Source organism: Serratia sp. J2 (assembly GCF_046269175.1).
In the GTDB taxonomy this organism is placed as follows: Bacteria; Pseudomonadota; Gammaproteobacteria; order Enterobacterales; family Enterobacteriaceae; genus Chania; species Chania fonticola_C.
This window is the reverse complement of the sequence record NZ_JBKABN010000003.1, coordinates 45,433-68,502: the sequence shown is the minus strand read 5'-3', so window position 1 is coordinate 68,502 and position 23,070 is coordinate 45,433. Positions and strand designations below refer to the sequence as shown.

Genomic DNA, 23,070 nt, shown 5'->3' with positions numbered 1-23,070 from the left:
TCCTTGTTCAAATCAAGTGCGTTGGAACTTGCTGAAGGTTCTTTGCAACTGACGCAGTTGGTCAATCCGCGCATCATAGCGAGCCTGTTTCAGGCTGCCCAGCTTTTGCAATGAGCTGGCGTTACTGAGCAAACCTATTGCCTGATCCAGACGGCCTGCCAGTGCCAGGCTTTCAGCCCGGGCGGAGAGTTCTTCATCGCGTAACCCTTGAGCAGCACTGGCCTGAGCCAACAGATCCCAGCCGTTCGGATCGTCTGGATGGGCAAAGGTATAACGGTTGAGGATTTTTGACGCTTGAGCGGGTTGATTGCCCTCAACGTAGGCGTTCGCCAGGTTGAGCAGCAACACCGGGTTATTGCTTTGCGCCGCATTGACCGCCTCAAGGCGAGCAATAGCCTGAGCGGCTTTATTCTGACCCAGATCGATGTCGGTCAGCAGATCCAGCATCCAGACGTTTTTCGGATCTTTTGCCAACAGCGGCTGAATAAGATTGCGTGCTTCGTCGTATTTCTTGGCTTCATAGAACAGGATCGCCCGGCCATATTTGGCGGCTATTTGCTCGCGAATGTTGCCTTTGCTGTAAGTGTTCAACAGGTCTTCGCTCAGACCATAGCCTTCCGAGCTGTACATGCCCAGCGTACGTACCCGCGCTAGCAGATAGTCCTGGCTGGATTGCACCAGATGGCGCGGCATTTGGTTGGCGCGGTTGCGGGCATCCGAAAGCCGGCTGTCCGGCAACGGGTGCGTCAGCAGCATTTCCGGGGGTTTTGAGGCATAGCGGGACTGATCGGCCAGCCTTTGCAAGAAGTCTGGCATCGCTTCGGGATCGAACCCGGCGCGTTGCAATACCTGAATACCGATACGGTCGGCCTCTTGTTCATTTGCTTGGGTGAAGCTGATCATCCCCTGCTGCGTTCCCGCCAGCGTACCGCTCAGCGCCGCCATGCCCATGGTTGGGTTGGCCATTGCCAGCAGGATAGAACCTAGTGCGCCCACCCAGGTCAGTGGCGCGTTGCGTTGCTGGTCTTCCATTGCGCGGGCCAGGTGGCGCTGGGTCACGTGTGAGATTTCATGCGCCAGAACCGAGGCCAGTTGGCTCTCGTTGTCGGTTTCACGGAACAGGGCCGAGTGCAGCACCACGTTGCCGCCGAAGAAGGCAAAGGCGTTGATCTCGTCGTTACGGACTAGAAAGAAGTGGAACGGGGTGCGCACTGAATAGGCGCTGGCGACCAGCCGGTTACCCAACTGGTTGATATACTGGGTTAATAGTGGATCGTTGATCAACGGGGCGCTTGCGCGTAGCTGCCGCACGTAAAAATCGCCCATGGTCAGTTCCTGGCCGATGCTCAGCGTTCCCCCTGCGGAAGTCCCCATATCCGGCAGTTGGTCTTGCGTTTGGGCGTGAACCGGCGCCAACGCAGAGGTGCAAAGCGAGCCGAGCAGCAGGACTGTTAGCGCTGTTTTAGTCAACCGGATGGTCATAGTCAGGTCATTCCCTCAATAAAGTCATCAACTAAGACGCCAGCATCAGATAAGAGTTCTTCTTCCATGCCAGACTCTCCAGTACAATCATCGCGAAAGTGCGTTGGCTCACAAAAATGCATTTTCAGGGGTTGTGCGCCTAAGCGGCAAAAACGCTATCACATCATAGCCAGCCACAACCTACATTGAAACGTCTGCACGGTGATAACCGGGCTAAAATTATCTAAAAATCATGTCATACCAGCTCGGCCGCACAGGGATTGGCGAGCCTCACCCCCATTGATGGAATAAGGAGCAATCTCTGATGTTAGAGATGTTATTACAGTGGTACCGACGTCGTTTCACCGATCCGCAGGCTATTGCGCTGCTGGTGATCCTGGTAGCCGGGTTCTGCATCCTTTATTTTTTACACGGTATCTTGACCCCCTTGCTGGTAGCGCTGGTGCTTGCTTACCTGCTGGAGTGGCCTACCGCTCGCCTTCAGCGCCTGGGATGCTCGCGCACCTGGGCGGCAAGCATCATGCTGATTGTGTTTGGCGGTATTGCCATGCTGTTGGTCTTCGTGGTCGCGCCAACCGCCTGGCAGCAGGGCATCAACCTGATGACCGATTTACCAGGCATGCTCAATCAGTTCTACAACTATGCGGCGACCTTGCCGACACGCTACCCGGCGCTGGTGGATGCGGGCATCATTGATATGATGGCGCAGAACCTGCGTGAGCGCCTGTCGGGCATGGGAGAATCGGTGGTGAAATTCTCGCTGGCCTCACTGGTTGGGCTGCTGACTCTGGCCATCTATCTGATCCTGGTCCCTTTGATGGCGTTCTTCCTGCTGAAGGATAAAGAGCAGATGATCAACGCGGTACGCCGGGTGCTGCCGCGCAACCGTGGGTTGGCAGGGCAGGTATGGATCGAGATGAACCAGCAGATCACCAACTATATTCGCGGCAAGGTGTTGGAGATGGTGATCGTCGGGGTGGCGACCTATCTGGTGTTCTTTATCCTGGATATGCGTTATTCCCTGCTCTTGGCGGTGTTGGTCGGCCTCTCGGTGCTGATCCCATACATCGGCGCGGTGCTGGTGACGATCCCTGTGGTGGTAGTGGCCATGTTCCAGTGGGGCATTGGTGCCGACTTCTGGACGCTGATTATCGCTTATCTGGTGGTGCAAGGGTTGGATGGCAACCTGCTGGTGCCGATCCTGTTCTCCGAGGCGGTCAACCTGCATCCGCTGGTGATCATTCTCTCGGTGATTATCTTCGGCGGCCTGTGGGGGTTCTGGGGCGTATTCTTCGCCATCCCGTTGGCAACGTTGGTGAAAGCCGTGATCCACGCCTGGCCGGATGACATGCTGGTGGATGTGGGTGATGAGGTGAAGTGAGAAAAGTAAAGCGCAGCAACTGATGCTGCTGCGCTTTACCCTTTACTGCTGCAGGTAGTTCAGAACGATTTCGTGGTGATTGGTGGTCTTGAAATCATCGAACACTTTCTCAACCTTGCCGTCGGTGCCGATCAGGAAGCTGATACGGTGAATACCGTCATAGGTTTTGCCCATGAAGGTTTTCTCGCCCCAAACGCCAAACTGCTGAGCTACCTGATGATCTTCGTCGGATAGCAGCGTGAAATTGAGCAGTTCTTTCTCAACAAAACGCGAGAGCTTTTCGGGTTTATCGGTGCTGATGCCCAGCACTTCGACACCCGCCTTTTTCAATTCATCCATGTTATCCCGTAACCCGCAGGCTTGCACGGTGCAACCTGGCGTCATGGCTTTGGGATAAAAGTAAACCAGTACTCGTTGTCCCTGGAAGTCGGCCAAGTTAATTTCCTCGCCATCCTGGTCGAGTAAACTAAATTTCGGCGCTGTATCACCGGCTTTCAATGGGCTCATAACTACTCTCCATCTCTCTCATCATGCTGTGGATAGTTCACCACGCTAATACTGCCTTGCGCATTCAATTCTGTACATAGGCGATAAAAGGCTTGTTCAATATTTGTGGCATCCTGACCGCCGGAACTGTGAGCGGTGATCTGAATATAGAGCTGCGAGGGCTGCTCACCTTTTGCTGGCTGAGTCCGTGACACCAGCTCGGCAATGTTCATCTGGCTCGAATCAAACAGGCCGGTAAACCGCTCGATGATATGCGGGGAGTCTTTTACCTCAACCTGTACCCACACTGTAGCTGGCATTGGCGGTCTTTCTTGCGAGTTTGTGCGTTTCATCACGATCAGTAAATCCAGCTCGGCGCCTTTTTGCGGCAAAGTGGATTCGATCAGGGTAATCGCGTTCCAGCTACCTGAAAGCAGCATGATGAAGGTGAACTCTTCACCCAGCATGGCCAGACGGCTATCTTCGATATTGCACCCGCAGCTACTGACGTGGCGGGTGATGGCGTTGACGATACCGGGGCGATCGGCGCCCAGTGCGGTGATCACCAGATAGTGTTCATCAGGCTTAGGCAAAATGCAGCTTCCTGTCGTACTGAATGGGGTTACCATGGTAAACACAAAAAAAACCGCCTGCCAAGCGCTTAGACACGTTGTTTGCTTGCTTTTGGATAGGTGACAAAAGTACCATGGGTAACTTGTTTGTGAAGGGGACGGCCAATGTTTACGGGAAGTATTGTTGCACTGGTTACGCCGATGGACACCAAAGGTGCTGTCGATCGTGCGAGCCTAAAAAAACTGATTGATTATCATGTAGCCAGTGGGACTGCGGCGATCGTTTCCGTAGGAACTACCGGCGAGTCTGCCACGCTGCCCCATGACGAACATGTGGACGTGGTCTTGCAGACGCTGGAACTGGCCGCAGGCCGTATTCCAGTGATCGCCGGCACCGGTGCCAACGCCACCAGCGAGGCTATCTCACTGACGCAGCGTTTCAGCAATACCGGTGTCGTGGGCTGCCTGTCGGTCACGCCTTACTACAACAGACCGACCCAGGAAGGCCTGTACCAGCATTTCAAAGCCATTGCCGAAAGCACCGATCTGCCGCAGATCCTCTATAACGTGCCTTCACGCACCGGTTGTGACATGCTGCCGCCAACGATCGCTCGTTTGGCCAAAATTAAGAATATTGTTGCCGTTAAAGAGGCAACAGGGAACTTAAGTCGTGTTAGTCAGATCCAAGTGCTGGTTGATGATGAAGACTTCATTTTGCTGAGCGGCGACGACGCCAGCGGTCTGGACTTCATGCAACTGGGTGGCAAAGGGGTGATTTCCGTGACGGCCAACGTGGCAGCGCGTGAAATGGTTGAACTTTGCCGCCTGGCGGCGCAAGGCAATTTTGCCGAAGCACGCCGTTTGAATCAGCGCTTGATGCCTTTGCATCAGGATTTGTTCGTAGAAGCAAACCCAATTCCGGTGAAATGGGCCTGTAAGGCATTGGGATTGATGGCAACCGATACGATGCGTCTGCCTATGACGCCGTTGACCGACGCTGCCCGTCCTGTCGTGGAGCGTGCGTTGAAAAGCGCCGGTTTGCTGTAACTCTTAGGGAGATTTGATGGCTTATTCATTGCAAAAGTCGACGCTAGCAACGGTCGTGGGATTAGCGCTGGTGATGACGCTGGCGGCTTGTTCTACCGATCAGCGCTACAAACGCCAGGTTAGCGGCGATGAGGCCTATCTTGACGCCGCACCGCTCAAACCGTTGAGCGCGCCGTCCGGCCTGATCCTGCCGGTACAAACCGGTAATTATGAAGTGCCGGCAAGCGCGCAGAAAGGCGCTGTTGGCAAGCAACTGGATATCCGGCCACCGGTACAACCGCTGGCACTGTTGAGCGGTTCTCGTGGCCAATATGCGGGTGACAGCGGCACGCTGCTGCTGGAAAGCAGCCCGCAGAACGATAACCTGTGGTCGCGCGTAGCCAGCCTGTTGCAGAGCAAAAACATTCCGATCGCCTCACGTACGGATGCCAGCCAAACGCTGACCACCGACTGGGTGAAGTGGAACCGTCTGGATGAAGACAACCAGTACGAAGGCCGCTACCAGATCACGGTACAGAAACAGGGTTACCAGCAAGCGTTGGTGGTGAAAACCCTGGAACTGCGTCAGCAGGGGCAAACCGACAAGGTTACCGATCCTTCTGAAGTTCAGCGCTACAACGGTATGATGATGAACACCATCGTTGAAGGCCTGGACAAGCAGGACAACCTGTCGAGCAGCCAGTCCGCCAACCGTATTGGCGTATTGGACGTGCAGAGCGGCGCGGATGACACCGGCTTGCCGACGCTGATCGTGCGTGCGCCGTACACGGTAGTGTGGGATCGTTTGCCACCGGCACTGGAAAAACTGGGGATGAAAGTGGGTGACCGCAGCCGTCCGCAGGGTACCGTCGCCGTAACCTACAAATCCCTGAGCGGTAGTGATTGGGATGCGTTGGGCGCGAAAGATCCTGAACTGAAAGAGGGTGATTACAAACTGCAGGTTGGTGATTTGAATAACCGTACCAGTTTGCAATTTATCGATTCCAAAGGTAAGCCGTTGACCCAGTCGCAGAACGATGCGCTGGTCGCCGTGCTCCAGACGGCTTTCAGTAAAACCAGCGTTAAATAAATACATCTAGGGGCTACGGCCCCTTTTTGTTTTGCTGATACGGTATCGTTTGCGTCGCAGATTTGGCACAATAGTTATCAGCAAACCAAAGAACTTATCAGGTCAATTTTGTGCCCAGTAGGCTGTCTGGCAGCCGGAAGGTACCATCTCATTGGAGTAAGTTAAGATGCAAAAGCTAGCTGAACTGTATCGCGGCAAGGCAAAAACCGTCTACACCACCGAAAACCCGGATCTGCTGGTGTTGGAATTCCGTAACGATACGTCAGCACTGGATGGTCAGCGCATTGAGCAGTTCGATCGCAAAGGGATGGTGAACAACAAGTTCAACCATTTCATTATGAGCAAGCTGGAAGAGGCTGGTATCCCAACGCAAATGGAACGCCTGCTGTCAGATAACGAAGTGCTGGTGAAAAAGCTGGAGATGGTACCGGTTGAGTGTGTGATCCGTAACCGCGCTGCGGGCTCTTTGGTCAAGCGCTTGGGTATCGAAGAAGGCTTGCCGCTAAATCCTCCGCTGTTTGATCTGTTCCTGAAGAACGACGCGATGCACGACCCAATGGTGAACGAATCCTATTGCGAAACCTTCGGTTGGGTGAGCAAAGAGCATCTGGCGCGTATGCGCGAGCTTAGCTACATGGCTAACGACGTGCTGAGCAAGCTGTTTGACGATGCTGGCCTGATCCTGGTCGATTTCAAGCTGGAGTTCGGCCTGTTCAACGGCGAAGTGGTGCTGGGCGATGAATTCTCCCCGGACGGTAGCCGCCTGTGGGACAAGAATACCCTGGCCAAGATGGACAAGGACCGCTTCCGCCAGAGCCTGGGTGGCCTGATTGAAGCCTACGAAGAAGTCGCCCGCCGTATCGGCGTGAAGCTGGACTAATCGTTAAATAATGCCCCTCACTCTAGCCCTTTCCCGGTAGGAGAGTGCAGAGTAAGGGGCAAAGCATCGAACCGAGCCTCTCATCCCTCATTCACCACTTTCCAGAAAATTACTGCATTCCATCCGCCACGAACGCCTTATAATAGTAACCAGGGCAAGTTTCCTACGATTATTAAAAATCATCTCTGGAGTTTATTTATGCGTTGGCAAGGGCGTTGAGAAAGTGACAATGTCGAGGATCGCCGTGGGCAGTCTTCCGGTCTGGGCGGCGGTGGTGGTCCCCGGATACCTATCGGCGGCAAAGGTGGCCTGATCATTCTGGTAGTGGTGCTGGTTGCCGGTTACTACGGGGTAGACCTGACTCCGCTGCTGAATGGCGGAGATGTCTCCCCACAGTCTCAACAGCAAAGCGCCAGCATCAGTCCGCAAGACGATCAACTGGCCAAGTTTACCTCGGTGGTGCTGGCCTCTACCGAAGATAACTGGCAGGGGATCTTCAAGCAGATGGGGAAAAACTATCAGGATCCGAAATTGGTCATGTACCGGGGCGCGACGCGAACCGGCTGCGGCACCGGCCAATCGGTGATGGGGCCGTTCTATTGCCCGGCGGACGACACGGTCTATATTGATCTCTCTTTCTACCAGGATATGAAAACCAAGCTGGGTGCGGGCGGTGATTTTGCCCAGGCCTATGTGGTTGCTCATGAAGTGGGCCACCACGTGCAGAATCTATTGGGGATTGAGCGCAAGGTTCGCCAGATGCAGCAAGGGGCTAGCCAGGCAGAGGTTAACCGCCTGTCGGTGAAAATGGAGCTTCAGGCCGACTGCTTTGCCGGCGTTTGGGGGCACTACGCCGAGAAACAGCAGATGCTGGAAGCGGGCGATCTGCAAGCCGCGCTGAATGCCGCACAGGCGATTGGTGACGACCGTTTGCAGCAGCAAAGCCAGGGGCGAGTGGTGCCGGACAGCTTTACGCATGGCACCTCGCAGCAGCGTTATACCTGGTTCAAGCAAGGGTTCGATAGCGGCGACCCTAATACCTGCAACACCTTCGCCTCCCGTTGATATTACTCAGTGCCGGTGCCTAGGGCCCGGCACTCTGCTTTCAGGCCTCAATATTCATGTTACAAAAAATGCAACAACGCATGCAGCAGCAGGGTATTCGGCGGCTGTTGGTGATCAGCGGCGAATCGCAATGGTGCCGGGAGCAGGCGCAGCAACTGGCGGCACACCTGCCGGGTGACTGGCCTTGGGTCGGTAATGAGGCGCCCGCAGGAATCGATGCGTTGGGGAGTCACGCGGTCAGAACCTTGCTGGGGCAAGAGCGGTTGCATGCGGTGTTTGATGCGTTAGTAGGGCTGGACGTTGAAGCGCTGGCCCAGCTATGCGGGACATTACAAGCCGGTAGCTGGTTACTGTTGCTGGTGCCACCTTGGCAAAGCTGGCCGCAGCAGCCAGATAGTGACAGCCTGCGCTGGAGCGATTGCCCACAGCCGATCGCCACGCCCCATTTTATCCACCATCTGCAACAACAATTGCTGGCCGATAGCGAAGTGTCTATCTGGCGGCAAGGTGAACCCTTGTGCCTGGCTCCCTTACCATCACGGCCAGATTGGCAGGCTCCCCAGGGTGATCCGAGTGATGAGCAGCAGGCCATTTTGGCCCAGTTGTTGGCGGCCGAGTCTGGGATCTGGGTATTAACCGCTGCGCGTGGCCGAGGGAAATCGACGGTGGCGGGGATGTTAATGGCCAGCAGCCCGTTAGCCTGTTGGATCACCGGCCCGAGCCGCGCCGCTACCGACGTTGCCAGTGAGTGGGCCGCCGGACGGGCCCAGTTTTGGGCACCGGATGCTTTGCTACAGCATTGTGCTGAACATGGTGCAGAGGGTGTTGGCTGGCTGCTGGTGGATGAGGCCGCAGCGATCCCAGGACCTTTACTGCAACAGCTAATGGACTATTTTCCACGCGTATTACTGACAACAACGGTGCAGGGATACGAAGGAACGGGGCGCGGTTTTTTACTGAAGTTCTGCGCCACCTTGCCACAGTGGCAGCCGCTAAGCTTGCAGCAACCGATGCGTTGGGCAGCGGGCGATGCCCTGGAGCGGATTATCGATCATGCCTTGCTGTTCAACGAGGAACCGGTATGGGCAGTGGCCGGGCAGTCACCTACTATTGGTGCTATTGAGCAGGCAGAACTGTGTGCCGATCCTCAACGGTTACGACGTTTCTATGCGTTGCTCTGTAGCGCACACTATCGAACTTCTCCGCTGGATTTACGCCGCCTGATGGATGCGCCCGGGATGCACTTCAGTGCGGCATCGCTGGAGGATGAGGTGGTCGGGGCACTGTGGCTGGTGGATGAGGGTGGCTTATCGGTTGAACTGGCTCACGAGGTTTGGGCGGGGCGCAGAAGGCCACGTGGCAATCTGGTTGCTCAATCTTTGGCAGCACATAGCGGCCAATGGTGGGCACCCACTCTGCGTTCCCGCCGCATTACCCGTATCGCCGTGTTGCCGGAGTTACGCCAGCAAGGGATCGCCAGCCGGTTAGTGGAACAGCAAAAACGCGTCTCGCAGGGGGTGGATTTTCTTTCCGTCAGCTTCGGCTATACCGAGCCACTGTGGCGGTTCTGGCAATCTTGTGGTTTCACCCTGGTGAGGATTGGCAACAAACCGGACGCCAGCAGCGGCTGTTATAGCGCCATGGCATTGCTAGCTATTAGCGAGCAAGGGGAGGCGCTGTGCCATGCAGCGCATAAGCATCTGGCACGGGATTGGCGCTGGTTGCGGCAACGTAGCGACTTGTTGTTGGAATTCGACGATGATGCCGATCCACTATTAAATGAAGAAGATTGGCGCGAGCTGGCCGGTTTTGCCTTTGCCCATCGGCCCTTGGAGGCCAGCCTGGGGGCGCTACAACGTCTGTTGTTGACCAGCTCACTGCCCTGTGCGGTATTGCGCGCGCATTTGCAGCAACAACAAACCATGGCCCAGTGCGCTACCCAATATGGCCTGAGTGGCCAAAAAGCCTTGCTACGGCTTTGGCGACAAGAGGCTGGGCAGGCGTTGCAACAACTTAATGCGCAACATTGCCGTTACTGGCAGGAGTGGGCGCAGTCGTTGCAATAAATGGAAAGAGTTGTTCAATAAAACCCGATTTTCCTGATTTCTCCGCGGCGTATAGTAAGGGGTAGTTGCCGGGTCAGTCCCGGATGTATCTAACCTGAGGAGTCCACTATGAAACACTCGCATTTCGTTGTCCAAAGCCCCGCAACACCGGCAGAGCAACTGATACTGCTGTTTCATGGCGTGGGGGATAACCCGGTGGCGATGGGGGAGATTGGCAGTTACTTCGCCAAAGATTTCCCACAGGCCTTGGTGGTGAGCATTGGTGGCCCATTCGCTTTTGGTAACGGTGAGGGGCGCCAATGGTTCTCGGTTCAGGGGATCACTGAAGACAACCGCGCACAGCGTATTGCCGAAGTGATGCCAACCTTTGTTGAAACCGTGCGCTACTGGCAGCAACACAGCGGCGTGAGCTACGCGGGCACCGCACTGGTTGGTTTTTCGCAGGGTTCGATTATGGCTCTGGAAGGGGTGAAAGCCGAAGCCAAACTGGCAGGGCGGGTAGTGGCCTTCAGCGGCCGTTTTGCCCAGTTACCGCAAGCCGATTTTGGTGACAGCGTGGTACACCTGATCCATGGTGAGACGGACGGCGTTATTGCTGCGGAACATGCGCAAGCGGCTGAGGCTCAGTTACAGGCCGTTGGCGCAGACGTGACGTTGGATATTGAGCCAGGCGTCGGGCATGCAATCAGCTCGGGCATGATGAATGCTGCTCTGGAGCGTTTGCATTACTACGTGCCACAGCGCTATTGGGAAGAGGCGATGTTTGGTAAACGGGGCGATCTGATCGCCTTTAAATAAACAGCAGGGCGCTATGTGCGCCCTGAGGTTATGGCTTTTTCGGCCAGTCGTCTTCGTCGTCCCACTTGGCGTTGTTATCGCGGTGGGGCGGCAATTCAGGCTTGTTAGCCAGGAATTTTCGATGATCCAGGCGGCGTAATTCCTTGATCCCGCTAATGATAATGCCTGCCAATATCACCAGGATTATCCACCAGTAGTCAGCTAACCAATGCATGTTTACACCTTTCCTTCAGGGCGAACAAAACGCGAGAATATCGCGGGCAGATGGCTTGTGAGCCAAGATGCGCCAGCAACATCCTTATCTCGCCAGGCCGCCAGCAGCAGCTCGGGCGTCAGTAAATGCTCGGCCTCCTGCGCCAACGGGCGATAACTTAAATGCCAGGGTTCCATCGCCACTCCCCCCTGATCGGCGGTAAACGGGCGATAGAAACCAAACTCGGCCATATGTGCAGTCAACCAAAGATTGAGCGGATGGAAATAACCACCGGCTTCATATTCCCACGGCTCCAACTGTAACTTTTGCCCTTCTGGCAATAGCGACGGATCGTACACATCCAGATCGCTGCCCCAGTGATGACGGCTGGCACCCGGCAGGGCCGACCACCGCAAAATGGCTTCGCAACGCTCGGCGGCGGACAATGGCTGGATATCCATCGGCTGGCTATTATGATCTAATACTGGCCGCTCTCCGCAGAACTTGCCATTCCAGATCGCCAGTTGCCGGTCGAAATCGCGAAAGGTACTGGCCGGTTGCAGATCGAAGCCTGCCGCTTCAGCCGCCTGTTGCATGGCCTGAAAGGCCACCACCGCAGCGGGTTGCAGCCGGTGATTGCCGCTCAGTACGGTGAGATGCTCCGTCGAGCGTCCGGTGAGCATTTCTGCGCTGATCATGCGACCAGTTGCTCCATGATACGCTGATACATGCGGCTCAGTAACTGCAGATCGGCCGCATGTACGCATTCATTCACTTTATGGATGGTGGTGTTGACCGGCCCCAACTCAACCACCTGTGATCCCATCTGGGCGATAAAGCGGCCATCAGAGGTACCACCGGTAGTCAGCAATTGCGGAGTGAGCTCGGCATAGTGTTCCACCGCATTCACCACGGCATCGACCAAGGCACCGCGTGAAGTTAGGAAAGGTTGGCCAGACAGCCACCAATCAATGCTGTAATTCAGGTTATGGCGATCCAACAGTTCCTGCACCCGCTGCTTGATCAGGGTATCGGTCAGTTCGGTGCTGAAGCGGAAGTTGAACTGCACGAACATTTCACCGGGGATCACGTTGTTGCTGCCAGTGCCAGCCTGCACGTTGGCAATTTGCATGCTGGTTGGCGGGAAGAATTCATTACCCTGATCCCACTCAATGGTGACCAGTTCGTTTAACGCAGCCATAGCCCGGTGAACCGGGTTATCCGCCAGATGCGGATAGGCGACGTGCCCTTGAACGCCATGGATACGCAGATTGGCGGTGATCGAGCCACGGCGGCCATTTTTCACCACGTCTCCGACCCGCTCGGTGCTTGAAGGTTCGCCGACCAGGCAATAATCAAGGCGTTCGTTGCGAGCCATCAAGGCTTCGACCACCTTCACGGTGCCATGAGTGGCGCTGGCCTCTTCGTCTGAGGTGATTAGAAACGCCAGGCGGCCCTGATGGTTGGGGTTGGCGGCAACGAAGCGTTCTGCGGCCACCACCATGGCGGCCAGGGAACCTTTCATATCGGCGGCTCCGCGACCATAAAGCATGCCGTCGCGGATGACAGGCTCAAATGGCGGGTTATCCCAATTTTTCTCGTCGCCAGTTGGCACCACATCGGTGTGGCCAGCAAATGCCAGCGTGCTGCCCTGGCCGCGCCAGGCCCAAAAGTTTTGCGTATCGCCAAAGTTCATCGGTTCGACGGTAAAGCCAATCGCTTTCAGGCGGGCGATCATCAGCTCCTGACAGCCTTCGTCATGCGGACTGAGGGAAGGGCGCTTGATAAGCTGTTGCGCCAGTTCGATAACAGGGCAGATCATGAGTTAACCTCGGTAATAAATTGCTGATAGCTTTCGCTGCTGAAGCCTAGCAGGGCATGTCCTTTACCATCGTCCAGCAAGGGGCGTTTGATCATGGCCGGTTGCTCCAGCATCAGGGCGATGGCGGCATCGGCATTGTCGCAGGCATTGCGCTGGGCTTCATCCAGTTTACGCCAGGTGGTTCCACGGGTATTCAACAATGGTTCCCAGCCCAGGCGCGCGACAAAATCACGCAACAGCTGCTCATCCAGCCCGTCTGCGCGGTAGTCGTGGAATTGGTAAGCCACTCCTTGTTCTTCCAGCCAGCGGCGGGCTTTTTTGATGGTGTCACAATTTTTGATACCATAGAGCTTAAACAAACTTTTTTGAGCATCATCTTTCATGAAAAAATGTTACCTCTATATCAGGGTAAGTTCAGAGCAACAGATATCCGGCGATGGACTAAATCGTCAGGAATCGCTGCTCATCAAGTATTTTGAAGATAATGCCCCAGTGCAGGATTTCGATCCAGACTATGAGCTAATTATCGATGAAGGGCGTTCAGCATTCAAAGCTGAACATTTGCATGAAAGTGCAGGGCTAGGACGATTTTTCAAGCGTGTAAATGATGGTGACATAGCCAAAGGCTCGGTACTCATCGTTGAAAGCCTCGATCGGTTCTCTCGCGAAAACCCTTTCAAGTGTGTGGATTACATTTCTCAATTAGATCGTGCTCAAATCGAACTACATGATGTTGAGAAGCGGCTTATCATTAGTCGCAAGCACTCAAATAGCCTAACTTTTGCGACTATGATCGCTGAACGTTCTTACGAAGAGTCTTGTCTAAAATCTATTCGTATACGGAAAGGTTGGGACAAACGACGCAAAAAAGCGATAGAAGAAGGACAGTATATGATCAAAAACTGTCCAAAATGGATTGATGTGGTTGATGGAAGATATGTACTTAATGAAAATCATAGATTAGTACGTGAGGTTTTTGATTTATATCTTTCGGGAATACGTAGTTATACGATTGCACAACAATTGAATGCTGCTGGTAAGTTGATTGACCACAAAAAATGGGATAGTACTAAAATATGTCATTTGTTGAGGAATAAACGATGTAAAGGTGAGTATACATCTAATAGAACTGAGCGGAATTTTGACGATGATACAGTTGTTTTAACTACTGAAATATATAAAATATACCCAAAAATTGTCAGCGAGGAGGAGTTTGCGGAAGTTCAGAGACGATTAGCAAACCACAACTATATAGGCCGTGTGCGTAACGATTTGAAAAAAACAGTATTCAATAGTTTGTTAAAATGCTCTTTATGTGGTTCTGCATTAACAACTAGTAGTACTAATGGTTATACTTATATAAAATGTGATAACTCAAGAAATAAAAAAGGATGTGAGGCATTAATGATGCCATATATGCCTTTTGAAAAAGGTGTGCTAAAGTATGTTAAAGGCATTGATATTGAAAAAGTACTAAACAATCTAAGTGATTCAATTAGTGATATTGACATATTAAGGAGTGAAATTGTAGAGTTAGAGACTTACATCGAAACTTTCAGTCTAGGAATTGAAAAACTAAGACAACAAGGCCGAATGCCGAGTTTTGACATGTTGGATCAAAAATCTCAAGCAGAAGAAAAATTACAGAATACTAAAGAAAAACTTGCAGATAAGAAAGATACGGCAAATGTTACTAACATTGATTTTTCTGAAGATATACATGAAATTTCAAATATCATTGAGCGTTCAAAACTGGAGTTAGAACTACGAAAGGTCATAAAACGTATTGATGTATTACCGAATAAAAACTATGTCCTTGCTGATATTAATTATTATAATGATGAATGTATTAAACATGTTTTATTGATCAATAAGAAAAAATCCACAATAGAAGCTATTGGAGAAATTGAACAACAAGACGGATGGAGAACATATAGCTTCTCTGAAAATGAAAAACTAGTGTTTCAAGTGCAGTCTAAAGGTGATGTCTGGACGTTAAAAGCTAGTAAAGATAAAAATGTAGAAGAAATTCAAAAGTATATGATAATGATGGCTGGGCGAGAGCCTATTGATTTTGAGTATTATATCAATGAAGAATATATTGAATGGCTTGAATAAAGATATTGTCATTGAATGATGCTCCCGTAGGAATGCCTAAATATTAATAACAAAAAAGACAAAAGGCCGACTCACTGGAACGAATCGGCCTTTCTAAACTAATCAATATGGAGCGTGTGCAAATGAGTAACTCCACACCTATTTATAACAAGTTTAAGTACGTATCTGCTGAGTGTGGTTCAGGCAAAACCACAGCCATATGTAATATAATCAATAACAGCACTGAAAAATATATTGTAGTACAGAACACTCAAGAACTTATTAAGCAGACAGCAAAGCAACTTAATAACTGTGAGTATATTATTACGGATACAGTACCAAAAGATGAAAGTGTTATTAGTTCAGCTATTGAATTTCTCTCATCTGGAAGTAATAAAACATTAATCATAACAGATAAAACGTTTTTCAAAATCCCCTATGAATTGTTATCTAACTGGAATGTTTATATTGACGACGTGACTAATTTCCACTCTTTTCAGAACATAAATGAAGGTAGTGCTGAAATAAAAAACGTTATCCGTAATGATTTAATCCACAAAGTACAGTCATTAGATGAAAGAAACATGTATATTGCAGCTGAAAGAAATCCAAAAGTTGAGGGTGATGTAGTAAAGAACATTTTAAATCAACTTTCAGTATTGAATGATAATGATCTTTTTATAATGAATAATCAGTACTTTACCGATGAGGAAAAGGAACAACTTAATATTACCGCATGGAAAGATCTCAATAAGTACAAAAACGTATCAATTACTTTTCTTGGTGCTAATTTTGAAAAGTCATTGATCTATAAAGGCAATAAAGATCTCTTTGAAAGTACTGAACTTGAAGGATTACTGACACGAAAAACAGAACTCAAAGAGAGATTAAAAGTTTATTACTTCTCAAAAAATCATAAGCTATCAAAGACATGGAAAACTAACAACTCTGGCAAAGTACAAAAAATATACTCATTTATTGATGGAGAACTTGAGGGACAGGATTTCTACTGGACGAAGAATAAAAGCGATTCTCAGAGCCTCAAGAACGGCACAGAGATAAGCCCGGATGCCAGAGGATTCAACCAGTACCAGCACCTTATGACGTGCGTTTGGTTGGCTTGTATGCGTCCCTCTGAAACAGAAGCTAAACAGTGCGAATTGTTCTTTGAGATTGACGGCGAAGCAATACACGTTGCGAGGGAGTACGAAAGTTTACACCAGTTCGTACTACGAGGGATTTCGAGGAATTTCGACAGTACTGAAACGCAGACCGTTTATGTTTTTGATGAATGGCAGGCCAGATCACTTACGGATAACATTGAGTACATAGATCTCGGTATTGATGATGACGAACAAGGGCAGAGAGGCAGGCCGCAAGGCTCAATGAACAAGGAAAAGCGTTTCACTCTTGATGACACTAAAGCAACGCGTTTCAGACGCTGGGCTAAGGCACACACGGAGCTTGATTTTTATGCGTTCAGAGCGTTTCTTGCCAGTACTGCCAATGTAGATCTCAGTACTGAGGAAAGGGCAGCCATGTACGAGAAGTACGAAAAAGCTGTACAAAAGAAACAGAAATAGCCCCGCTTATTTGTCAGAAACACCATCATAAGATCAAATGTCGGAAAAATAACACCTTATAATGTATTTAGGTAATAAATTTCCGACATGACAAAGAGCGAAAGCGAGTTAACTGTCTGAAGTCAGGAGCGGCGAAGCAAGCGAACTGATTCGGGCAGTTAGTGAGAGTGCTCACGCAGTGAGTACTTGATAGCTATCCCATTGTTATAATTATATAAACGATTAAACAGTACCCGCAAGCGAGTACTGTTCGCTGGATTCGGTTCTACTGCTGCGTTCCCTTCGGTCACTGGCGGAGCGAACCAATCGCGTTTTTTGTTCTGTCAGTAAGTACATAACTGATTGTTATTTAATTACTTATTATACCAATAATGTCTTTGTATACTTAGCGGGGTATCTGCTGTTTCATTTACTGGAAAAGCACTATCAGTACTCTCCAGAGCGAACCCGATCCGATCAATTCCGCTCCATGATGGTGTTTCCGACAAGACGCACAGGAAGCCCCTCAAGGTGAAGTAGCTCAAAACAGCACTCAGGCATCGAACCAGTCAGAAAACGCCTCAGAAATGCACGAGAGCGTTAAATTACAGATGATTCAGTACTACCAGTACTTCCCCTAGGACGTCAAAGGAGGATAGTGAATCCTGATTGACGATCATCGCACTGTATTTGGTGTTATCGCTGCTCAAATTATATCCTTCAGGGATTACCTGAACTCGCTTGTACAGGTAGTTGCCTTCTTTGTGGAGTACTACCACTTTCCCGTCTTTTAGCTGTTTCTGCCTCTGGTTTAAAAGCAAGACGCTACCAACCATGAATGTTGGCTCCATTACGTCAGTCTTAACGCGAAGGGCTGAGAGGTTTGCCCTTTTATCCAACAAATCGGGGAAAGTACTTGAATCCAGTAAAAGGAAATTATCGCTATCAATAAAAGGTATTTTCAACAGTTTTTCGGTTTGGTCTGTACTTATTGCTTTTGTTAGTTCCTTGCCAGTAGCTAACCATTCAACTGAGACGTCACCAGCTTTAGCAAGAAGTACAAGATTCTCAAGCGTAGGGCTTGATACGGCTTGTAGATAGTTGTGGACAGTACTGTACCCAATGCCTGCTTTTTTGGCGAAATCTCGCCCTGAACCAGAAGGTACTATCGATTTTAGCCTTTCGCTGAACTGTTCAACGCTTTCTTTTTTGCCAGCCATGCACAACCCACCACATTAAAAGGAACTTTGTTCCTCATTTTTATTTGACGAATTCCTTTTAATGATCAATCATGTTCTTAATGTTAGTAACGAGTGGTCATTATGAGTATTCACAACGAGTTAGAATCTCAGATAAAGGAGCAAAATGCCAGTACTGAGAACTGGCATAGAGCGGATATCTTGGCAGCTATCAAGAAACGAGGGAGAACACTGGCACAACTTTCAAGGGATAGCGGGTTACACGAAAGAACATTGTACAACACATTGGATCGGCATTGGCCGAAAGGTGAAAAGATCATTTCTGATTTTATCGGTGTACCCGTGAGCACAATCTGGCCTGAACGTTATTAAATATTGACGATAAAAGAGGATATATAGTGGCGAACTATTTTACGATTACATGCCCACATTGCGGCAGTACTACAACCGTTCAGACAGGAGTATCTAAAAGTGGTACTGGAGTTGGTCAATGCCGGAATTGCTCGAAGAACATCAAAGTAACCGTGGATGGCAAAGGCAATGTGATAAAAGTTAGTTGATGTATATTCAATTAATCTTTTCATTCGGAAAAACATGGCTTAAAAGGGAACGACATGATTGGTTTGGTTGTTATTATTATCTGTATAATTATTTCAGCATTTGGCTATAAGAAGATCGCTAGTAGTTGCCGTAAAAAAGGGCGTGGTAGTGTTCGAACTTTTTTTACCGCATCGATATCGAGTGTCTTTCTATTCATTATCACAATGGGTATAGGTGTTGCTAATTTCTTCCCCAGAGATAAAAACTCGAATATTGTAGATGTACCTAAAGTACCAATGATTAAGTGGATAACTTCTCAAAACATGGAACAAGTACATACATTAATCGATAAAGATTTAAAAGAAAACCCTGAACTGACACGAAAAATACTCAAAGAGATATCCTTATATACGAAAGATTCTGTCGAAAGGACTGTCGCAGAACTCACTTATATCAAGTATGGAGTAGGAATGAATGAATACGAACCTATTTTAAAAACCACCTCTTGTTTTATGGATTTTAAAAATGGTATGCAGAGAGCCCACTCAGTTTATTCAAATGAAACAAGAAACTGGCAATCTTTAAATGACTTTAAAAGAGATATTGGTAACGGTTCCATACTACAAGCGGAAATTGACTATAGAGAGCGATTCAATAAAGAAAATATGGCTACCCAACGAGTACTGCAAGATAGGTTCGAAGTATGTGAATACAATACTGCACAATCTATGAAAAATCATTTAACAAGACAGCGACCCGTTAGTGACTAGTACAGAGAGTTTATCAAAATGAAAAAATACTTAGTTGCTTCACTAATCCCGCTATCATTCAGTACATTAGCGGCAACCGTGCCTGATGGCAAAGTTCAAAAGCCGTTCACTAATGATAATGAAGTTGTTTGCCTAAAAGAGATCCAACAGCGTATGACCTCCATCCTCAAGGTTTTTGAAGAGGAAAACGGCGTTCAGTACAAATACAATGTTAAATCTGGTTTATCGTATAGGGATACTGTAGGACTACGGTTACAGATCAATCGTGTGGATTCGGGATTGAATGTGCGTGTAGCCGATCTGGATTACTACTGGTTACAGGAACGAGGCAGTATGTGTGAGCCAGAGTACATGGTACTGGATCGCTCTCAATGAATACGGTGTTAAACAAGGCCGTGAAAGCGGCCTTTGGGGCTTTATTTCTGAGGATAACTTGCTGAAGTGAAACTGTCTGCCATCAGCATCATTTGATTTCCTCTTAATGGAACGAAGGGAAACGCAACATAGTCTAAATTACCTTGAGTCATATTAAAATATAATTTTTTGTCATCTAATTTTAATTTAGATGCATGTGCTGGATATGTACCTTCACCTTTAAATGTAACTAAAAAACCTATAGGGAAGAAATGCATGCAACTGCAATGACATAAATGACCATTATTGAAAATTGAAGTTACCTGAGCCGTTATCTGTGTCCTGTTAGGATAAAACCAATAATAGAAATCATGGGTATCATCTATATTATTATTATCGTCTAAAACAAATTTCCTTAATGGTGTGTAAAATTCACTATCAATGGGACCCTTTTTGCAAACTTCTATAGACGTTGCTGCAAGAAGGTGCCCCACCATTGCTCGTAAGAATGGTGTCGCATTGAAAGGTGTTGAAATAATATTTCCGTAAAAATGAACACCAGTTAAATATTGCTTAATTAAATTTAGATAGTTCTCGATGGGAGCCTTGATCTCATGATCCAGATTGCCGAGTATGTTGCCATTACAATTCTTGCATATGGTTTTGAATGTCGCTCCGGCGTGGGCATTTATAGGTTTTATTTCATTAGAGGAATAATGTTCAGATACAGTTTTTTGAAACATTGGTTGAATAGTTGTTGCACAACGAGGCGGCACATGATCCTTACTCAATTGACCATAAGAACCGCAAATGACGCAATGTCCCTCACTAATTCTTGCATGTCTCAAACGTTCGGAAATTTTACCCATAAGAAACCTCAGAATAATAATCTTGACTGATTATATCTCAAATGGATAACGTATGCATTTCATCCTTCATTTCCTTTACAGCTTCGCGTTTAAGAATGTGTCTATGGTACTCGCCTTTAGAGCACAAAATAATCGAAAGCCGGATCTCCTGATTTTTGACAAAAAAGTTAAAGGGATCGTTTACTCGGATAAAAGTACAGTCAGTATTTTTATGTACGACAAAAAATGTGATTGAGATTATTAGAGTAGTTTTTAAATTATCATTCATGCATAATTAAAAAAATAATTATTAATTTAATTAGTGTTTGTTTGTGTGGAGTAAGTAAGATCCGCCAACAAGTAATTACTTGCTGGCGGGTTTGTAATTTAAAATAATTCAATTAAGTATCTTTTTAAATTGAAGTTCATAATGATGCAAGGTGTCCGGTTTGAGATAATAATCAGGTTTTAGCTTGAACTTATTAAAAGCTATTGATTTTATCATACTAAAATCAGCCGTGTTATGGTCGATGCCGGAAGATATTTTATATGCGTGTGACAATATTTGAAGGGACATATATTCATAAAAATGACCTTGAATTAGGTTTATATAATTAATTTCCGTAGCCGCAATGAGTTTTTTTATATTATCATCACCCTTTACATCTTTTGGGAATTTTGCTAGTAGTCTTTTTATCTCGTGAAGCGATAATGGAAAGTTCGAATTCACTTCATATCTAAATCCTTTATCTCCTCCCTTTTTGCTTACAGGGAAAATGCCATTGCAAAAGTAATGTGATATTATATTTGCACGATTTATTATACAAAGTCTTTTAATTGATCGATTATATTTTTCACTTATTATTGTATGAGCGGTGTTAGAGTCAAGACTAATTGTTTCTATTGTTTCAGAACATAACTTCGGTGACCAAAAGTCATTTTTCCAACTATAACCATGCGTTACTATTAATTTATCTGCATTTACGCGAGAAAATAAAATCCCATCATAATCACGATCAATAATAGCATAAGAGTTACTTATATTTTCTCTCTGGATGTTGTCATGGTAGTCAAGAACATTTTCCTTACAACCAACTATTTTTATTTTTACCTTTTTGTATGGCGAAAGGATTTTGAAAAGAGAAGTGTAAAAAATCACATCAGGTATTTTTTGTTCATCGATATTTTCAGTACCGTCCTTACCAGAGAGTCTACCCTCAATATAAACGATAATCTCGGCATCATAAAAGTGTCGATAACTTTTTAATCCACTTGCTGTTCTTGTGAAGGTCATAGAATTATCTTCTCCATATCAATTATGGCATCTTGATTAATACCAACAATATCTGGAGAGTGCGTTGCGAAAATTATTTGAGCATTAGGATTTAATTTTGTTATGGCTCCTGTTAATTGTTCTTGCCAAATTACGTGCAGTGAGAGCTCAGGTTCATCGGCTATATATATGACTGATTTTGAGTGTTGTAATAGAGTTTCACCAAGAATAATTAGTAATTGCTTTTCTCCTGAGGATAACTCATCTAAACCTATTGGTCTCTTATCTTTCGTCATAACTATCAATTCATTTTTGTCAGAGACTGAAAAACTTTTTCTCCCTCCAAACATTGAGTTTAACAAATTGATGAAATTATCTCGTGGTCTAAATATTTTTGATTTTTTTGCCTGCAATAATTCATAGTCAGCAACAAGAGTATGTGCTCGCCAAGAGTTATAAATTACAGAGAAATCATCAACCGCAATACCTTTTAAATTATCTTTATTTCTTATTTTCTCTAATCGAGCGAAGTGATCATTTAATTTCTTTGCATATGATCTATTTTCAACGCCTAATACCTCGAATACTTCAATCAGTGTTTTTCTTTCATTTTCAATATCAATAGATGACGAGAATTGAAAAATTGCGTTTGCTCCCTCATTATTAATAAGGGCGAGAAAACTTTGTTTCTGAAATTCAATAGTATGATCAGAAAACTGTTGCGATAGAACAGAGAAATATCTTACGAGATCGTTGTTTAAATTGACAATCTTGTGATCTATTGTGGATGTGGCTCTTTTCTCTATATCTCTATCTCTATCTCTTATATATAAATTATCGGCCCTATTAACTGATAACCAAGAAACCTTTATTAAATCTTCTAATGTTGAGCTTATTTCATGTACGCTGGGTGAATCATATCCAGAAAGTTTTCTTTTATATGCTCGCATACCATCTTTTGATTCAAAGATAATACGATCAAATCTGGAGTCGAAACTTGATATGATAGGCGTCTCTTTTACAGCTTTTTTTATTTCATAAGTTAATGTGTCATCACTAAAGGCTGAGTTTTTTGATACGCGTATACTTGGTCGACGAGATCCTCCTACCTCTTTTAATTTTATTTCAATGCTACTGAATTCAATTCTTATTAACTTTTCAATATCAATAGTTAATGCTGCTGCAAGCAAATTTATAAGGGTTGTTTTACCTGTTCCGTTGACACCGATAATAAAATTATTTTTATCGTTAATCGCAATGCTTATATCTTGGTTTCCCCACAAACCTATTACATTAACATTCGTTATTATGTTCATATATACCTCAATTTCACATCCATTGTTTTTACATTTGTACCAGCTTAATATTAAACAATTCTAATCTTCTAGTAAACTTATCAGATTAGCTATTTTTGATTAAAAAAGCGACACAGGAAGCAGGACTACGTAATACTGGCGGCAAGCTAACTGCTAAACGTCTATCCTTTGCGGTCTCGTTTGGGTAGTCCCTTGTGATACTCAATTTTGTTGTCTCGTTTAGTATCATTTATACATTGATTGGATTTAA

22 protein-coding genes and 1 pseudogene are annotated in these 23,070 nt (G+C 47.3%); 12 read left to right on the top strand and 11 right to left on the bottom strand.

Features of this window, described 5'->3' with window-relative positions; all coding sequences use genetic code 11:
• Positions 1 to 12: 12 nt before the first annotated feature.
• Positions 13 to 1,482 (bottom strand): M48 family metallopeptidase, encoded by a 1,470-nt coding sequence (locus ACKWMY_RS03925; protein ID WP_261160573.1) that lies wholly within the window; start codon positions 1,480 to 1,482, stop codon positions 13 to 15.
• A 304-nt stretch (positions 1,483 to 1,786) separates the two neighbouring features.
• Between ACKWMY_RS03925 and ACKWMY_RS03920 the strand changes: the two genes are divergently transcribed.
• A complete protein-coding gene (locus ACKWMY_RS03920) occupies positions 1,787 to 2,863 on the top strand; it encodes an AI-2E family transporter (RefSeq protein WP_024527067.1) in 1,077 nt (358 codons plus the stop codon).
• A 42-nt stretch (positions 2,864 to 2,905) separates the two neighbouring features.
• Here the strand turns inward: ACKWMY_RS03920 and bcp are convergent, their stop codons facing one another.
• Both bcp and ACKWMY_RS03910 read right to left on the bottom strand, forming a co-directional pair.
• Entirely contained in the window at positions 2,906 to 3,370 is a 465-nt protein-coding gene (gene bcp / locus ACKWMY_RS03915; protein WP_021178751.1) for a thioredoxin-dependent thiol peroxidase, read from the bottom strand.
• 2 nt (positions 3,371 to 3,372) lie between these two features.
• Complete coding sequence (locus tag ACKWMY_RS03910; RefSeq protein WP_071784392.1) at positions 3,373 to 3,978, bottom strand: glycine cleavage system transcriptional repressor; 606 nt, start codon at positions 3,976 to 3,978, stop codon at positions 3,373 to 3,375.
• Between the two features lie 108 nt (positions 3,979 to 4,086).
• On the opposite strand from ACKWMY_RS03910, the gene dapA reads away from it, so the two are divergent.
• The 6 genes and pseudogenes from dapA to ypfH all read left to right on the top strand — a co-directional run bounded on the left by dapA (position 4,087) and on the right by ypfH (position 10,846).
• On the top strand, positions 4,087 to 4,968 hold the full coding sequence (gene dapA / locus ACKWMY_RS03905) for a 4-hydroxy-tetrahydrodipicolinate synthase (protein WP_021807111.1): 882 nt from the start codon (positions 4,087 to 4,089) through the stop codon (positions 4,966 to 4,968).
• A 16-nt stretch (positions 4,969 to 4,984) separates the two neighbouring features.
• A complete protein-coding gene (gene bamC / locus ACKWMY_RS03900; RefSeq protein WP_074031444.1) occupies positions 4,985 to 6,037 on the top strand; it encodes an outer membrane protein assembly factor BamC in 1,053 nt (350 codons plus the stop codon).
• Between the two features lie 166 nt (positions 6,038 to 6,203).
• The gene (gene purC / locus ACKWMY_RS03895) at positions 6,204 to 6,917 is read left to right on the top strand and encodes a phosphoribosylaminoimidazolesuccinocarboxamide synthase (protein ID WP_021178747.1); all 714 of its coding nucleotides are present in this window, start codon (positions 6,204 to 6,206) and stop codon (positions 6,915 to 6,917) included.
• Positions 6,918 to 7,115: 198 nt separating this feature from the next.
• Positions 7,116 to 7,982: pseudogene (locus tag ACKWMY_RS03890) on the top strand (neutral zinc metallopeptidase).
• A 56-nt stretch (positions 7,983 to 8,038) separates the two neighbouring features.
• A complete protein-coding gene (locus ACKWMY_RS03885) occupies positions 8,039 to 10,048 on the top strand; it encodes a tRNA(Met) cytidine acetyltransferase TmcA (protein WP_409485925.1) in 2,010 nt (669 codons plus the stop codon).
• A gap of 108 nt (positions 10,049 to 10,156) precedes the next feature.
• Positions 10,157 to 10,846 (top strand): esterase, encoded by a 690-nt coding sequence (gene ypfH / locus ACKWMY_RS03880; RefSeq protein WP_409485924.1) that lies wholly within the window; start codon positions 10,157 to 10,159, stop codon positions 10,844 to 10,846.
• Positions 10,847 to 10,874: 28 nt separating this feature from the next.
• Here ypfH and ACKWMY_RS03875 read toward each other — a convergent pair whose 3' ends face one another.
• From ACKWMY_RS03875 to ACKWMY_RS03860, 4 genes are read right to left on the bottom strand one after another with little or no spacing between them, the layout of a single operon-like run.
• The gene (locus ACKWMY_RS03875) at positions 10,875 to 11,060 is read right to left on the bottom strand and encodes a YpfN family protein (RefSeq protein ID WP_021178743.1); all 186 of its coding nucleotides are present in this window, start codon (positions 11,058 to 11,060) and stop codon (positions 10,875 to 10,877) included.
• A 2-nt stretch (positions 11,061 to 11,062) separates the two neighbouring features.
• Entirely contained in the window at positions 11,063 to 11,737 is a 675-nt protein-coding gene (locus tag ACKWMY_RS03870) for a M15 family metallopeptidase (RefSeq protein ID WP_211134988.1), read from the bottom strand.
• Positions 11,734 to 12,861 (bottom strand): succinyl-diaminopimelate desuccinylase, encoded by a 1,128-nt coding sequence (gene dapE, locus ACKWMY_RS03865; RefSeq protein WP_409485923.1) that lies wholly within the window; start codon positions 12,859 to 12,861, stop codon positions 11,734 to 11,736. The genes ACKWMY_RS03870 and dapE overlap by 4 nt, the downstream gene beginning before the upstream one ends.
• The gene (locus ACKWMY_RS03860) at positions 12,858 to 13,244 is read right to left on the bottom strand and encodes an ArsC family reductase (protein WP_409485922.1); all 387 of its coding nucleotides are present in this window, start codon (positions 13,242 to 13,244) and stop codon (positions 12,858 to 12,860) included. Before ACKWMY_RS03860 ends, dapE begins: the two co-directional genes overlap by 4 nt.
• Here ACKWMY_RS03860 and ACKWMY_RS03855 point away from each other — a divergent pair.
• Together ACKWMY_RS03855 and ACKWMY_RS03850 are read left to right on the top strand one after the other, a co-directional pair.
• Positions 13,243 to 14,979 carry a recombinase family protein gene (locus tag ACKWMY_RS03855; RefSeq protein WP_409485921.1) on the top strand — a complete coding sequence of 579 codons (1,737 nt, stop codon included), beginning with the start codon at positions 13,243 to 13,245 and terminating at the stop codon, positions 14,977 to 14,979. The two genes, ACKWMY_RS03860 and ACKWMY_RS03855, sit on opposite strands and share 2 nt — an antisense overlap.
• Positions 14,980 to 15,101: 122 nt before the next feature.
• A complete protein-coding gene (locus ACKWMY_RS03850; protein ID WP_409485920.1) occupies positions 15,102 to 16,541 on the top strand; it encodes a type III restriction endonuclease subunit R in 1,440 nt (479 codons plus the stop codon).
• Positions 16,542 to 17,125: 584 nt separating this feature from the next.
• Here ACKWMY_RS03850 and ACKWMY_RS03845 read toward each other — a convergent pair.
• The gene (locus ACKWMY_RS03845) at positions 17,126 to 17,740 is read right to left on the bottom strand and encodes an XRE family transcriptional regulator (protein ID WP_409485919.1); all 615 of its coding nucleotides are present in this window, start codon (positions 17,738 to 17,740) and stop codon (positions 17,126 to 17,128) included.
• A 102-nt stretch (positions 17,741 to 17,842) separates the two neighbouring features.
• Here ACKWMY_RS03845 and ACKWMY_RS03840 point away from each other — a divergent pair, with 102 nt between their 5' ends.
• The 3 genes from ACKWMY_RS03840 (at position 17,843) to ACKWMY_RS03830 (ending at position 19,404) form a co-directional block, all read left to right on the top strand.
• The gene (locus ACKWMY_RS03840) at positions 17,843 to 18,091 is read left to right on the top strand and encodes a transcriptional regulator (protein WP_074423403.1); all 249 of its coding nucleotides are present in this window, start codon (positions 17,843 to 17,845) and stop codon (positions 18,089 to 18,091) included.
• A gap of 242 nt (positions 18,092 to 18,333) precedes the next feature.
• On the top strand, positions 18,334 to 19,029 hold the full coding sequence (locus ACKWMY_RS03835; RefSeq protein WP_409485918.1) for a hypothetical protein: 696 nt from the start codon (positions 18,334 to 18,336) through the stop codon (positions 19,027 to 19,029).
• A gap of 18 nt (positions 19,030 to 19,047) precedes the next feature.
• Positions 19,048 to 19,404, top strand: coding sequence for a hypothetical protein (locus ACKWMY_RS03830; protein WP_409485917.1), 357 nt, complete (start codon positions 19,048 to 19,050; stop codon positions 19,402 to 19,404).
• Between the two features lie 41 nt (positions 19,405 to 19,445).
• On the opposite strand, the gene ACKWMY_RS03825 is transcribed toward ACKWMY_RS03830, so the two are convergent.
• From ACKWMY_RS03825 to ACKWMY_RS03815, 3 genes are all read right to left on the bottom strand, one after another.
• Positions 19,446 to 20,252 (bottom strand): chaperonin, encoded by an 807-nt coding sequence (locus ACKWMY_RS03825; protein WP_409485916.1) that lies wholly within the window; start codon positions 20,250 to 20,252, stop codon positions 19,446 to 19,448.
• A 376-nt stretch (positions 20,253 to 20,628) separates the two neighbouring features.
• A complete protein-coding gene (locus ACKWMY_RS03820) occupies positions 20,629 to 21,525 on the bottom strand; it encodes a hypothetical protein (protein WP_409485915.1) in 897 nt (298 codons plus the stop codon).
• Complete coding sequence (locus ACKWMY_RS03815) at positions 21,522 to 22,820, bottom strand: AAA family ATPase (protein WP_409485914.1); 1,299 nt, start codon at positions 22,818 to 22,820, stop codon at positions 21,522 to 21,524. The genes ACKWMY_RS03820 and ACKWMY_RS03815 overlap by 4 nt, the downstream gene beginning before the upstream one ends.
• Positions 22,821 to 23,070: the final 250 nt, after the last annotated feature.